Genomic DNA, 13,309 nt, shown 5'->3' with positions numbered 1-13,309 from the left:
GCCGCAAGTCCCTGAGATCAGCCGTCAAGATCAGCTGTCGATGCCGATGACCTCGCTGATATGGGTGAAGCCATCCCGTGCCATCAGCTTTTTCAGCCCCGCATTGATGCGCCGGGCGAGATACGGCCCTTCATAGACAAGAGCACTATACAGCTGGATCAGGCTGGCCCCCGCGCGGAGCCGGGCATAGGCCTGTTCCGCATTGCCGATGCCCCCAACGCCGATCAAGGGCAGGCGCGCACCCAATATCCGGCGGAAATCGCGCAGCCGCTGAAGTGACAGATCGGTGAGCGGCGCGCCCGACAAGCCGCCGCTTTCATTGGCATGGACCGACTGGAGCGGGGGCCGCGAAATGGTGGTGTTGGACACGATCAACGCGTCCACCGCATGGTCCAGGCAAGCGGCGGCGATATCCTCGACATCCTCGGGCTCCAGATCGGGCGCGACCTTCAAGAAGACGGGCGGTAGGTGCCCCCCGTCTTGGCCCCCGGTAACGCGGCGCGCGGCCATGACGGCGCCCAGCAACTGGTCCAGCGCTGCCCTGTCCTGCAAGGCGCGCAATCCCGGCGTGTTGGGGGATGAGATGTTGACCGTCAGATAATCGGCAAGCGGCGCCATGCAGGTGACGCCGGTGACATAATCGGCGATGCGGTCGGTCGCGTCCTTGTTCGCGCCGATATTGATGCCGACGATCGGTGCGGACCCCTCGCCTACAGGACGGCGGCGCTTGGCAACGCGCTCTGCCGCCGCCGCTAGCCCGCCATTGTTGAAACCCATGCGGTTGATGACCGCGCGATCTTCGACCAGGCGGAACAGTCGAGGCTTGGGATTACCCGCCTGCGGCATCGGGGTGAGCGTTCCGAGTTCGGTAAACCCAAAGCCCAATCCATGCATCTTGTGCGCCACCAGCCCTTCCTTGTCATAGCCGGCAGCCAGTCCGACCGGATTGGGAAAGCGGATGCCCGCCACCGTTTGGGCCAGCGCGGCGTCCGGTGCGGGTGGAGGGGAAGCGGGCATCAAGCGGAGCAGCATGACCGAAAGATGATGCGCGCGTTCTGCATCGAGCGCGAAGAAAAGCGGGCGGACAAGGCGGTAGGACATGGGGCGCCTATGCCATTGCCGCAGGCCGCCGTCGAGTCGCTGTGACAATAGCGCAACAGTTGATCGATAACGATAATTTCTGCTGCAAAATCATTCATATTAGTCCCGATTCAAGTCGCGAGATGTCCGATCCATCCAATCAACCGAGTCCGATTCGGACTTATGAAAGTGCTGCGACCCGAAGGCTCTTGGCCATTATTGGCTGACGAGACCTTTTACTGACCCGGCGGGTAAAACCGCCGGGTCATTTTTTTCGAAGCGGTTCGAAAAAAATGACCCGGGCCTCAGTATCTCTCTTGCGCGGGAACAAAGAAGCTTCATAGTACACCTACGGGGTGATTATGGGGCCGCATCGCGACAGTGCGTCCGGGGGGATGCCGGATGGAAGGGAAAAGGTCGGAGACCTGCCGCTTTCCTATATGGTGGAAGCGGCTCAAGGCCCGGTTCGGCTAAGCTATTTCGCGCCGCCCGAACATCTGCGGGCCTATTTCGGGTCGGTTTACCTCTTCACCGAAAGCGCGGAGCGCTATCTGGACGTTACGCGTGCCGATGTTCCCCAGTTACGGTTCATGTTGCAGGGGGCGGGCAGCTATCATTTCCATGACGGAACAGTGGCCCCCACGCCGGAGATATGTCTGTTAGGCCCGACGCTGGGCGCGACACGGTTCGAACTGGATGGACCGTCTTGCGTCGTGGGCGTGTCGCTGCTCCCGGCCGGTTGGGTCAGCCTGGATGGCGGCGATGCCAGTGCGCTTGCCGACGGCGTGCGGGACATGACCCCTGAGAAAAAGGGAGCAATGGCCGCGCTTCATGCCAGCCTGGCCGACATGCACGACCCGGAAACCATAGCTGCCCATTGCTGGTCGGTTCTGGAACAATGGGTAAAACCCCTGCCGGTTACGACCTGGCAATTGCTGGAGGCAGTGGACACGTGGCTGATGGGGGAAGGATCGCCCCGGATCGAAGCGCTGGTGGAGCGAACCGGATTGTCACCGCGCCAACTCGCCCGGTTGACCAATCGTTATTATGGCTGCCCGCCCAAGCTGCTGGCGCGAAAATATCGGGCGCTGCGATGCAGTGCGCGCATCGCGCTGGACCAGCATAGCTGGCAGGAATTGTGCGAGGATGGCCGCTTCTACGACCAGTCGCACTTCATCCGCGAGATCAAGCATTTCATCGGCTTGACCCCGCACCAGTTGCAAACGGAACCTACGGCCGTGGCGCAGCTTACCCTGCTGCGGCGCTCGCTGGGTGGGGACGTGGCGGTGCTGAACCGTTTCAGCTGAGACGAGCAGACTCATAGAAATGGCTTGATTCCACGCGCCCGCGCGACCACATGCGCAATCGGATTGATTCGATCCGATTTGAGAATGGTTCGCAACCGGGACGCTTGGCAAGAATGAGGCTTTCTAGTTTCGCAGATTATGCCGTGGTGCTGATGTCGGCCGCTGCGCGTCATTGCGGAGCGGGAGCTGGGCTTGACCCTGCGACCAACAAAAATGTGAAGATGAATGCCACGACGCTTGCCAGCGAAACCGGCATCCCGCTGCCCACCGCGCAAAAACTGGTGAGCCGTCTCTCGGCTGCGGGGCTGCTGGAATCGAGTCGCGGAACGGGCGGCGGCGTGCGGCTTGCGCGCCCTGCGGCGGCAATCACCTTGGTGGATGTCGTGGAAGCGGTGGAAGGTCCGATCGCCATGACCGCCTGTGCCGAACAGGGCGCCCATGATTGCACGCTGGAACATGGCTGCCGCGTGCGACCGCACATGAATGTCGCGAACAATGCGATACGATCGGCCTTGGCCGGGGTGACGATCGCCAGTTTGACCCGAGAAATGGCATGACTGAAGAAGCTACGACCATCCGCAACCTTGAAGCACATGAGGCCGCCGAGCGCGCCTCTGCCTACGAGCATGGCTGGTCATCCGCCATCGAGCAGGACTTCGCGCCCAAGGGGCTTAACGAAGATACTGTCCGCTTCATTTCCGCCAAGAAGAAGGAGCCGGAATGGCTGCTGGAATGGCGGCTGAAGGCCTTTGCCATGTGGCAGAAGATGGAATCCCCGGATTGGGCCAAGCTCAATATCCCGCCGATCGACTATCAGGACGCCTATTATTACGCCGAGCCGAAAAAGAAGGCGGAGCTGGACTCGCTGGACCAGGTCGATCCGGAGATCCTCGCCACTTATGAAAAGCTGGGCATCCCCATCGCCGAGCAGGAGATGCTGGCTGGAGTAAAGGGTAGCCGCAAGGTCGCGGTCGACGCCGTGTTCGACTCCGTGTCCGTCGCCACCACCTTCCGCAAGGAACTGGAGGAAGCGGGCGTCATCTTCCGCTCGATCAGCGAAGCGGTGCGCGAATATCCCGACCTCGTGAAGAAGTGGCTCGGCAAGGTCGTGCCGATGCACGATAATTATTTCTCGACGCTCAACTGTGCGGTCTTCTCCGACGGCACCTTCGTCTACATCCCCAAGGGGGTGCGCTGCCCGATGGAGCTTTCCACCTATTTCCGCATCAACGCGGAGAATACAGGGCAGTTCGAACGCACGCTGATCGTCGCGGACGAGGGCAGTTATGTGAGCTATCTCGAAGGCTGCACCGCGCCGATGCGGGACGAGAATCAGCTTCACGCCGCTGTGGTCGAGTTGGTCGCGTTGGACGATGCGGAGATCAAGTACAGCACCGTCCAGAACTGGTATCCCGGTGACGAGAATGGCAAGGGCGGCATCTATAATTTCGTGACCAAGCGGGCGCTCTGTCAGGGGCGGAATTCGAAAGTCAGCTGGACGCAGGTGGAAACCGGCTCCGCCATCACCTGGAAATATCCCAGCTGCGTGCTGAATGGTGAGAATAGCGTCGGTGAGTTCTACTCGGTGGCGCTGACCAACAACATGCAGCAGGCCGATACCGGCACCAAGATGATCCATAATGGCAAGGGGTCGCGCTCGACCATCGTGTCGAAGGGGATTTCGGCGGGTCGCTCGAACAATACCTATCGTGGACTGGTGCGCGTCGCGCCGGGCGCGGAGGGCGTGCGCAACTTCACCCAGTGCGACAGCCTGCTGCTCGGCGACCAGTGCGGCGCGCATACCGTGCCCTATATCGAGGTGCGCAATCCCTCGGCACAGATCGAGCATGAGGCTACGACCAGCAAGATCAGCGACGACCAGCTATTCTACGCAATGCAGCGCGGACTGGATCAGGAAAGCGCCGTGTCGTTGATCGTGAACGGCTTCGCTAAAGAGGTGCTGCAACAGCTGCCGATGGAGTTTGCGGTTGAGGCGCAGAAGTTGCTGGGGATCAGCCTGGAAGGCAGCGTGGGGTGATTGATCGCGTGGCGCTCTCCCTCGCTTCGTTGGGGTTGGTTACCGGCTGTGCCTCCGGTGCTGACCGTTGGCGAGCTTTATCGACGAAGGGGCTGCTCACAGATTGGGCCGCCTGTATGGCAGGTCCGGGATATGACGCTTGGTCGCATGCTGGCATGGAAGCTGCTGTTGCTCGTCAGGAGGGCGCTACCCCGTACAGCGACGGCACGCTCCTGAACATGGCCATGGCGACATGCGAGCCGCATGGCGGGACTGCGCTGGCGGCACTTTCCGCTGCCGATCGCAAGAAATTAAATGAGGACACGGAGCAATATCTGGGCAGCCGTCTAACGGCGGAAAGTCGGGCGCGCTGATACAGCTGCCCTGCCACGCTACTTATTAGAGGACTGAAACTTGAGCGACGAAGACGATATTCAGGATGCCCTCGCCGATTTCGCGGAGGATGTCGGCAATGGTCAGGCATGGACCGCAGCGATCCGGATCCTGACTGAAGATTATGAGCTGGAAGAGGGCGAGCTTCAGACCCGCGCCGCCAAGGATTTCGGCGACCTTGACGCCTATCAGGCCGAATGCCGCGCCGCGCTGGAGAAGGGCGACGTCGCCTTCACCGAGAAGCTGAGGACCGACAAGGCATTTCACAAAGCGAAGGCCCCCAACCTCGCCCGCATGGGTCCGGTGACAGAGTTCGTGACCGGACTGTTGGAAAAGGGTTCGCCCGAGCCGGGCGCCGACTGGTGGCCCTATATGCCGATCAAGCGCCATATCGACACGCTGTTTCCCGCGCCGGGCGATGTGCGCGACATGGCCTTCTGGACCGCGCGGACGCTTCAGCGCACGCACAAGGGATAACCAATGCTGACGATTGAGAATCTGACCAACGAAATCGACGGCAAAGCGATCTTGAAGGGCCTCTCGCTTTCCATCAAGGCGGGCGAAATCCATGCGATCATGGGGCCGAACGGCGCGGGCAAATCCACGCTGGCCTACACGCTCGGCGGCCGTCCGAACTATGAAGTGACCGGCGGCACGGCCTCTCTGGACGGTGTGAACTTGTTCAGCATGGACCCGCATGAGCGCGCCGCTGCTGGCCTGTTCCTGGGCTTCCAGTACCCCGTCGAAATTCCCGGCGTGTCCAACCTCCAGTTCCTGCGCGAAAGCCTCAATTCGCAGCGCCGCGCGCGCGGGGAGAAGGAATTGAACGGCGGCGAGTTCATCAAGCTCGCCAAGGAAAAGGCGGCGCTGCTCGGCCTTGATATGGAGATGCTGAAGCGTCCGGTGAATGTCGGCTTTTCGGGCGGCGAGAAGAAGCGCGCGGAAATGGTGCAGATGGGTATCCTCGATCCCAAGCTGGCGATCCTCGACGAAACGGACTCCGGCCTCGACATCGACGCACTCAAGATCGTGGGCGCGGGCATCAACGCCATCATGCGCAAGCCTGACAAGGCGGTGCTGCTGATCACCCACTATCAGCGCCTGCTCGATTATGTGAAGCCGGACTATGTCCATGTGTTGGCTGGCGGCCGGATCGTAAAGTCGGGCGGCCCCGAACTCGCGCTGGAACTGGAGCGCGAAGGCTATGCGGAGGTGGTTGCGGCGTGACGACGCTCACCCTTCCCACGCGCAAGGCGGAAGAATGGCGCTACAGCGATCTGGAAGCTGTGGCCACCATCTGGCCGACGCCCGCGCCGACGCGGATCGATGTCGCGACCGGACAAACGTCGCGCCACCATCTGTTGCAGGATGCGGGCGAGGGCGCGGCGGCCGTGCATGATTTTGTCATCACCATCGCGGACGGCGCGCGCTGCGATTTCCATGTGCTCAACATCGGCGGGAAGCTCGGCCGCGTGACCTTCGCGGTGACGCTGGGCAAGGGGAGCCATTTCGAACTGAACGGCGCGATCATCGGCGGCGGGGATCAGGTGCTGGAGATCATCACCAAGGTCACTCATGCAGAGCCGGACGCGACCAGCGGGCAGACGATCCGCTCGATCCTCGGCCAACGCGCAACGGGCAGCTATCTCGGCTCCATCAACGTCGCGCGTGATGCACAGCGGACGGACGCTTTCCAGTCGGTAAAGGCCATGTTGCTCGACCGCACCGCCACGGCCAATGCCAAGCCGGAACTCGAAATCTACGCCGACGACGTGAAATGCGCCCATGGCGCGACCGTGGGCGAGTTGGATCGCCAGGCGCTGTTCTATATGGCGAGTCGCGGCATGGACCCGGCAACGGCCAAAACGCTGCTGTTGAAGGCGTTCGTCGCTGGCGTGTTCGACGACGTGGCTGATGAGGCGGTCAAGGACAGCCTCGAAGCCGCTGCGCTCGCCAAGCTGGAGACGCTGGTATGACCGACCAGACCCAACAGCCGAACGGCGTTTTGCGGTTGCGGGATGACTTCCCCGGTGTCGGCAACTGGCACTATCTGGACAGCGCCGCCACCGCGCAGAAGCCCAACGCCGTAATCGACGCCATCGCGCGTGCCTATGGCCCCGACTATGCGACTGTCCATCGCGGCGTCTATGAGCGCTCCGCCAACATGACGCTCGCCTATGAAGCCGCCCGCCGCAAGGTCGCTCAGTTCATCGGCGCCGCGTCCGACAGCGAGATCATCTACGTTCGTGGCGCGACCGAGGGCATCAATCTTGTCGCGCATAGCTGGGCAGGCACGCAGCTGAAGGCGGGCGACCGCATCCTGCTCTCCATGCTGGAGCATCACAGCAACATCGTGCCTTGGCAGATCGTCGCCGAACGCGTCGGTGCGCAGATCGACGTCGTGCCGCTCACCGCCGACGGCCAGATCGACCTCGACGCCATGCAGGCGATGATCACGCCCGCGCACAAGATGGTCGCGCTCGCCCATGTGTCGAACGTCCTGGGCAGCGTCCTCGACGTCCGCCGTGCGGTTGACATCGCGCACAGCGTTGGCGCCAAAATCCTGATCGACGGCTGCCAGGCCGTGCCGCGCCTTGCCGTGGATGTGCAGGCGCTCGGTTGTGATTTCTACGTCTTTTCCGCGCACAAGCTCTACGGCCCGACCGGCATCGGCGTGCTGTGGGGCCGCAAGGAATTGCTCGACGCCATGCCGCCCTATCAGGGTGGCGGGTCGATGATCGACAAGGTGACGTTCGAGAAGACCACCTACGCCCCTGCGCCAACCCGGTTCGAAGCGGGGACGCCGCATATCACCGGCGTGGTCGGACTGTCCGCCGCAATCGACTATGTGCAGGCGATCGGGCTCGACGCGATCCACGCCCATGAATGCATGCTGGTGGCCAAGGCGCGGGCGGCGCTGGAGAGCCTGAACAGCGTGCGCGTTTTTGGCCCGGAGGACAGCGCGGGCATCCTCTCCTTCGAAGTCGAGGGGGTGCATCCGCATGATGTCGGCACCATATTGGACGAAACGGGTGTTGCGATCCGCGCCGGGCATCATTGTGCTCAGCCGCTGATGCGCCATTTGGGCGTCGAAGCGACGGCGCGGGCCAGCTTCGGCATCTATAGCGACGAAGGCGACGTGGACGCGCTGGTCAAAGGCATTGAGCGAGTGAGGAAGATCTTCGGATGAGCGAAGAGCGGAAGATATTGGTGGAAGAAGTCGAAGCGGTGGATACGCCGCCCAAGGCGCGCGTGGATGATGAGCCTCGCCAGCGCGACTATCTCGACGGCTTCCTCGCACAGAAGCCCGCCCAAACGCCTGTCGGTGAGCCGGGCGGCAGCCTCTATGACGGCGTCATCGATGCGCTGAAGGAAATTTACGACCCGGAAATTCCGGTGAACATCTATGACCTCGGCCTGATCTACGGCGTCGATGTCACCGAGGACGGCCATGTCGTCGTCACGATGACGCTCACCACGCCGCATTGTCCGGTGGCCGAATCCATGCCGGGTGAAGTCGAACTGCGCGTCGGCGCGGTGCCGGGCGTGGGTGATGCGCAGGTCAATCTGGTCTGGGACCCGCCATGGGACCCGCAGAAGATGAGCGACGAGGCCAAGCTCGAACTAGGGATGCTCTAACCATCTCCCCTCCCGCAGGCGGGAGGAGAGAAGAGGAACAACATGACCGAGACGACCACCAAGACCCGCGCTCGTCCCGTCGCCGTCATCCTGACGCCGAACGCGGAAGCGCGCATCGCCGATTTGATGCATCAGGCGCCCGAGGGAGCGATCGGCGTCAAGCTTTCGACCCCGCGCCGGGGCTGCTCGGGCCTCGCCTATTCGGTCGATTATGTGACCGAGGAAGCCAAGTTCGACGAAAAGATCGAGACGCCGGGCGGCACCTTCTACATCGATGGCGCGTCGGTTCTGTATCTCGTCGGATCGACGATGGATTGGGTGGAGGACGACTTCACCGCCGGGTTCGTCTTCAACAATCCTAACGCCAAGGGTAGCTGCGGCTGCGGCGAAAGCTTCACGGTCTAGTTCCGGAGGGTCCCCGCCATCCCCCACATGCTGATCCTTGGCATGGGCTACACCGCCTCCCGCCTCGCCGCTCGCCTGCGCCACGAGGGCTGGGAGGTGACAGGCGTCCGCCGGGCCGCCGATGCCGATTCACTCGCCTTCGATGACGACGATGCCGTGCGCGCCAGCATCGGCAACGCGACCCACATTCTCTCCTCTGTCCCGCCGGAAGGGGAGGCCGACCCGGTCCTCACCCGCTACGGCACGGCCATCGTCGGCGCCCCGGCCCTCTGGAGCGGTTATTTATCCTCGACCGGTGTCTATGGCGACGCTGCGGGCGCTTGGGTGGACGAAGCGAGCCCCATCGGCTCGGGCCGCCGCGCGGCGCGAGTGCAAGCGGACAGCGACTGGCGCGCCCTTCGCGAGGACATGCGCTGTTTCCGCCTGCCCGGCATCTATGGTCCCGGCCGTTCCGCGATCGAGCGCGTGCGCGAAGGCAAGGCGCACCGCATAGACCTGCCCGATCAGATTTTCAGCCGCGCCCATGTCGATGACATTGTGAGCGGCATCATCGCTTCGTTCGACGGACCGCCGGGCACCTATAATCTGGCCGACGACCTGCCGTGCGCGCAGAATCGGCTGATCGAAGCGGCCTGCGCCATGCTGGACGCACCGCTGCCGCCGCTGCTGACGCTGGAGGAAGCGCGGCTGTCCCCCATGGCACTATCCTTCTATGCGGAAAATCGGCGGGTGGCGAACGGTCGGGCCAAGCGGCTGCTGAGCTGGGCGCCGCGCTACCCCACCTATCGCGAAGGCCTTGCCGCCTGCCTTGCCGGGGCGGAATGACTCGGGTCGCCGCATCGCTTACGCGGCGTTAACCAAAGAGCCCCATGGATGGTCCCACAGCTTACGCCAAGGACTTCTCGCCATGGAACGGATCGACCGCAACTTCGCCGCACTCAGCCAGCGCATGAGCCGCCTGGCGATGCCCGAAGTCACAACGCCCGCGCCCCAATCGCTCGCCAGCCTGATCGACCGGGTAAATGCGGCGAAGCGTCATTATGAACCGGGGTTTCGCCGTTAAGGAGACGATCGGGAAGCAAGCATCGCTTCCCTCCCATTCCCGTTCACCCTGAGCCTGTCGAAGGGTTCAACTTGTTCTTGGGGAAGGGAAGGGCTTGGACAGGCTCAGCCCAAACGGTTGGGGTGGTAAAAACGGCCCTACGCCGTCTTCGCCCGCAGCGCGATGACCATGCCAGCCACCGCCAGCACTGCGCCTGCGACACTCAGCGTAGACCAGCGATAATCCTCGAACAGCGTGGAAATCAGCATCGCGATGACAGGGATAAGCACGCTGCTATAAGCGGCCCGCCCTGGCCCCACCCGCTGGATAAGCTGGAAATAGAGCGGGAAGGTCACAACCGACCCCGCAATGCCCAGCCAAGCTATGCCGAACAGATAGCCCGCGCGCCACTCGATCACAGGCGGCCCCACGGTTGCCCACGCATAGGCCGCATCGACCACGCTGCCGATCAGCATCCCCCAGGTGAGCACCGCCGCCATCGGCAGGCGTCGGGCGATCTGCATTCCCTGCATGACATTCGCCGTGGACGCGCTGAGCAATCCAGCGACGCTGAGCGCGATGCCGGCCAGTACAGCTTCAGCAGACACCGGCGCCGCGCGATATTCGCGCAGCAGCAGCAACATGATCCCCGCAATCGCCACCAGCGACCCCAGGACGAAGGCGCGGCTGACCGGCTGGCGAAAGGCGAACCACGCAAGGATGCTGTTGGGGATCAGCAGCAGCGCATAAACCGTCGCCACGACGCCGGAGGTCAGATAATGTTCTGCCCGATAGACGAAATTAAAGTTTAGCACGAACTGCGCGACGCCCAATGCGCCCGCAAAGGCGATCCCCGCCGGTGGCAGACGCAATGGCACTCGGCGGATCATCGCGAACAACGCCATGCCCGCCGCGCCCAGCAGAAATCGGTAGCAGACCGACCAACTCGGCGGCACCGCGCCCAGCTGATCGCGGATGACGATCCAGGTGGAACTCCAGATCAGCGTGACGAGCAGGAAGGGCAGGATGACGCCGCCCCGCGCCTCCCACGATCCGCTCATGCGAGAGCCTTAAGAGCGTTGGCAAGTGGCTGGACCGCCGCAGCATCCTGCGCCCAGTTGGTAACGAGGCGCGCGGCCCCTTCGTCCCAGTCGTAAAAATCGAAGCCTTCCGCGCGCAAGCTTGTAGCCTCGGCAGGGGAGAGGCGGATGAACAGCTCATTGGCCTCCACGGGATGGAGCAGCCGGTCGGGCGCAGCCTGCGCCAGCGCGATGGCGGTGGCATTGGCGGCGCGGGCGTTGGTCAGCCACAGGTCATTTTCCAGCATCGCCAATATCTGCGCGGCAAGGTAGCGGCCTTTGGACAGCAGATGACCGCCCCGCTTGCGCCAGCGCGCCGCTTCGGTCGCGCGCGTATCCGCCTGCGGACCAAAGAAGAGCAGCGCTTCACCCACCATACCGCCATTCTTGACGCAGCCGAATGTCAGGACATCGACGCCCGCGCGCCAGGACACATCGCCCGGATGGCAACCCAAGTGCGCCACGGCATTGGCAAAGCGGGCGCCGTCCATGTGCAGGCCAAGATCATGGCCCCGCGCCACATCCCCGATCGCGGCGACCTCCTCCGGCGTATAGACGCGGCCATATTCGCTCGCCTGAGTGATGCTGATCGCCCGGGCGGGGATTTGGTGCACATCTGGCCGGATCGACTGCAACCGTTCGATCAGCATTTGGGGGGAGAGCTTCGCGCCGTCTCCGGGCAAGCTCATCAGGCTGGCGCCATGGGTGTAAAAGCCCGGCGCCCCGCATTCATCGACCATGATATGCGATTCTTCATGACACAGGATGCCGCCATAGGGTGGGCAGAGGCAGGCAAGCGCGATGCTGTTTGCCGCCGTCCCTGTTGCCACCCACAGCGCGCGGACAGGCGTACCGAACAGGTCCGAAAAGGCGCCATCCATCCGCGCGCTCAACGCGTCGCCATCATAGCCGTGGTCAGCCAGATCCGCCGCCGCCATTGCAGCCATCACCTGTGGGCAGACCGGTGTCGCATTGTCCGAAAAGAAGTGCATGCTTGAGGGCATAAGCGCGCCGCAGCCCGCCGCCAAGATGCCAGCAGGTGGCGAGCGGCCCTTTCGAAACCGGAACAAATTGGTCAGTAATCATGACCCATTGTTTCGGCCAGCCGTTTGTGACATAGGCGGCCGGTCCTACTAGAGGAGCATTGATCATGGACGTCCAGCAGAAGTCGCGCTTTACCGTCAACCCCAGCAGCAAGGCTGTGGCGGCTGACCAGCGCGCGGTATTGCTGGAGGATCCGGGTTTCGGCCGCTTGTTCACCGATCATATGGTGACAATCCGCTACACCGAAGGGCATGGGTGGCACAGCCATACGGTCGGCCCGCGTGAGCCGTTTCAGCTCGATCCTGCCTGCGCCGTGCTGCATTATGCGCAGGAAATCTTCGAAGGCATGAAGGCTTACCGGCTTGAGGATGGCAGCATCGCCATGTTCCGGCCGGAGGAAAATGCCCGCCGCTTCGCCGAGTCGGCCGAACGCATGGCGATGCCCGTGCTGCCCGAAGACATTTTCATGGAGGCTGTCGAGGCACTGGTGAAGATCGACGCCGCGTGGATACCCGGCGGCGAAGGCAGCCTCTATCTGCGCCCCTTCATGTTCGCGAGCGAAAGCTTCTTGGGCGTTCGTCCGGCGGCGGAATATATCTTCTGCGTCATTGCCTCGCCCGCAGGCGCCTATTTCAAGGGCGGCAAGAAAGCGGTCACGCTCTGGGTGTCGGAACATTATACCCGCGCGGCGAAGGGCGGCACGGGCGCGGCCAAGTGCGGCGGCAATTATGCCGCGAGCCTGGTCGCCCAGTCCGAGGCGACCAGGCATGGCTGCGATCAGGTCGTTTTCCTTGACGCCGCCGAGCATAAGTGGGTCGAGGAACTGGGCGGCATGAACGTCTTTTTCGTGATGGATGACGGATCGATCGTCACCCCCCCGCTGTCGGGCACGATCCTGCCCGGCATCACTCGCAACAGCATCATCACCCTGGCCCGCGCCAAGGGGCATGATGTGCGCGAGGAACCCTATAGCTTTGCACAGTGGCGCGACGATGCGGCCAGCGGCAAGCTGCGCGAGGCCTTCGCCTGCGGCACGGCGGCGGTCGTGACGGCGATCGGCACGGTGAAGAGCGTCGATGGCGACTTCACGATCGGCAATGGCGATGGCGGCATCGTTACCGAAGCCCTGCGCGCCGAGCTGACCGGCATCCAGCGCGGAACGGTTGCGGATCCCGCTGGTTGGGTGCGCAAGCTCTAAGGCGGCGAACCTCTCACTGCCGACCGGGGATGTGGAAAGATTATTCGCGCAGAGGCGCAGAGATCGCAGAGAAAGATCTTCTGCGTCCTCTGCGCCTCTGCGCGA

16 protein-coding genes are annotated in these 13,309 nt (G+C 63.0%); 13 read left to right on the top strand and 3 right to left on the bottom strand.

Annotated features, from left to right (window positions below):
* Nucleotides 1-30 precede the first annotated feature (30 nt).
* On the bottom strand, nucleotides 31-1,101 hold the full coding sequence (locus ACZ5TB_RS11150) for a quinone-dependent dihydroorotate dehydrogenase (RefSeq protein WP_464791274.1): 1,071 nt from the start codon (nucleotides 1,099-1,101) through the stop codon (nucleotides 31-33).
* 341 nt (nucleotides 1,102-1,442) lie between these two features.
* Here ACZ5TB_RS11150 and ACZ5TB_RS11145 point away from each other — a divergent pair, with 341 nt between their 5' ends.
* From ACZ5TB_RS11145 to ACZ5TB_RS11090, 12 genes are all read left to right on the top strand, one after another.
* The gene (locus ACZ5TB_RS11145) at nucleotides 1,443-2,387 is read left to right on the top strand and encodes a helix-turn-helix domain-containing protein (RefSeq protein ID WP_464791273.1); all 945 of its coding nucleotides are present in this window, start codon (nucleotides 1,443-1,445) and stop codon (nucleotides 2,385-2,387) included.
* Nucleotides 2,388-2,500: 113 nt separating this feature from the next.
* Nucleotides 2,501-2,944: an RrF2 family transcriptional regulator gene (locus ACZ5TB_RS11140; protein WP_464791272.1), complete on the top strand. Its 444-nt coding sequence runs from the start codon at nucleotides 2,501-2,503 to the stop codon at nucleotides 2,942-2,944.
* Complete coding sequence (gene sufB, locus ACZ5TB_RS11135) at nucleotides 2,941-4,425, top strand: Fe-S cluster assembly protein SufB (RefSeq protein WP_464791271.1); 1,485 nt, start codon at nucleotides 2,941-2,943, stop codon at nucleotides 4,423-4,425. The genes ACZ5TB_RS11140 and sufB overlap by 4 nt, the downstream gene beginning before the upstream one ends.
* A gap of 116 nt (nucleotides 4,426-4,541) precedes the next feature.
* The gene (locus tag ACZ5TB_RS11130; protein WP_464778616.1) at nucleotides 4,542-4,778 is read left to right on the top strand and encodes a hypothetical protein; all 237 of its coding nucleotides are present in this window, start codon (nucleotides 4,542-4,544) and stop codon (nucleotides 4,776-4,778) included.
* A 40-nt stretch (nucleotides 4,779-4,818) separates the two neighbouring features.
* Complete coding sequence (locus ACZ5TB_RS11125) at nucleotides 4,819-5,274, top strand: hypothetical protein (RefSeq protein ID WP_464778617.1); 456 nt, start codon at nucleotides 4,819-4,821, stop codon at nucleotides 5,272-5,274.
* A 3-nt stretch (nucleotides 5,275-5,277) separates the two neighbouring features.
* Nucleotides 5,278-6,024, top strand: a complete 747-nt coding sequence (sufC, locus tag ACZ5TB_RS11120) for a Fe-S cluster assembly ATPase SufC (protein WP_196225023.1) — start codon at nucleotides 5,278-5,280, stop codon at nucleotides 6,022-6,024.
* Nucleotides 6,021-6,773: a SufD family Fe-S cluster assembly protein gene (locus ACZ5TB_RS11115; RefSeq protein ID WP_464791270.1), complete on the top strand. Its 753-nt coding sequence runs from the start codon at nucleotides 6,021-6,023 to the stop codon at nucleotides 6,771-6,773. Before sufC ends, ACZ5TB_RS11115 begins: the two co-directional genes overlap by 4 nt.
* On the top strand, nucleotides 6,770-7,987 hold the full coding sequence (locus tag ACZ5TB_RS11110; protein WP_464778619.1) for an aminotransferase class V-fold PLP-dependent enzyme: 1,218 nt from the start codon (nucleotides 6,770-6,772) through the stop codon (nucleotides 7,985-7,987). The genes ACZ5TB_RS11115 and ACZ5TB_RS11110 overlap by 4 nt, the downstream gene beginning before the upstream one ends.
* Nucleotides 7,984-8,436, top strand: a complete 453-nt coding sequence (locus ACZ5TB_RS11105) for an SUF system Fe-S cluster assembly protein (protein WP_464778620.1) — start codon at nucleotides 7,984-7,986, stop codon at nucleotides 8,434-8,436. The genes ACZ5TB_RS11110 and ACZ5TB_RS11105 overlap by 4 nt, the downstream gene beginning before the upstream one ends.
* Nucleotides 8,437-8,478: 42 nt before the next feature.
* Nucleotides 8,479-8,841, top strand: a complete 363-nt coding sequence (locus ACZ5TB_RS11100) for a HesB/IscA family protein (protein WP_464778621.1) — start codon at nucleotides 8,479-8,481, stop codon at nucleotides 8,839-8,841.
* Nucleotides 8,842-8,859: 18 nt separating this feature from the next.
* Entirely contained in the window at nucleotides 8,860-9,666 is an 807-nt protein-coding gene (locus ACZ5TB_RS11095) for a Rossmann-fold NAD(P)-binding domain-containing protein (RefSeq protein WP_464780041.1), read from the top strand.
* 82 nt (nucleotides 9,667-9,748) lie between these two features.
* Entirely contained in the window at nucleotides 9,749-9,904 is a 156-nt protein-coding gene (locus tag ACZ5TB_RS11090; RefSeq protein WP_464791269.1) for a hypothetical protein, read from the top strand.
* Nucleotides 9,905-10,041: 137 nt separating this feature from the next.
* On the opposite strand, the gene ACZ5TB_RS11085 is transcribed toward ACZ5TB_RS11090, so the two are convergent.
* Together ACZ5TB_RS11085 and ACZ5TB_RS11080 are read right to left on the bottom strand one after the other, a co-directional pair.
* Complete coding sequence (locus ACZ5TB_RS11085; protein ID WP_464791268.1) at nucleotides 10,042-10,944, bottom strand: DMT family transporter; 903 nt, start codon at nucleotides 10,942-10,944, stop codon at nucleotides 10,042-10,044.
* Nucleotides 10,941-11,954, bottom strand: a complete 1,014-nt coding sequence (locus tag ACZ5TB_RS11080; RefSeq protein WP_464791267.1) for a threonine aldolase family protein — start codon at nucleotides 11,952-11,954, stop codon at nucleotides 10,941-10,943. The genes ACZ5TB_RS11085 and ACZ5TB_RS11080 overlap by 4 nt, the downstream gene beginning before the upstream one ends.
* A 158-nt stretch (nucleotides 11,955-12,112) precedes the next feature.
* Between ACZ5TB_RS11080 and ACZ5TB_RS11075 the strand changes: the two genes are divergently transcribed.
* Nucleotides 12,113-13,204, top strand: a complete 1,092-nt coding sequence (locus tag ACZ5TB_RS11075) for a branched-chain amino acid aminotransferase (RefSeq protein ID WP_464791266.1) — start codon at nucleotides 12,113-12,115, stop codon at nucleotides 13,202-13,204.
* Nucleotides 13,205-13,309: the final 105 nt, after the last annotated feature.

The organism is Sphingobium sp. TomTYG74 (genome assembly GCF_055393875.1).
Note: the sequence above shows the minus strand (reverse complement) of the source record. Positions and strands in the feature narration are given on the sequence as shown.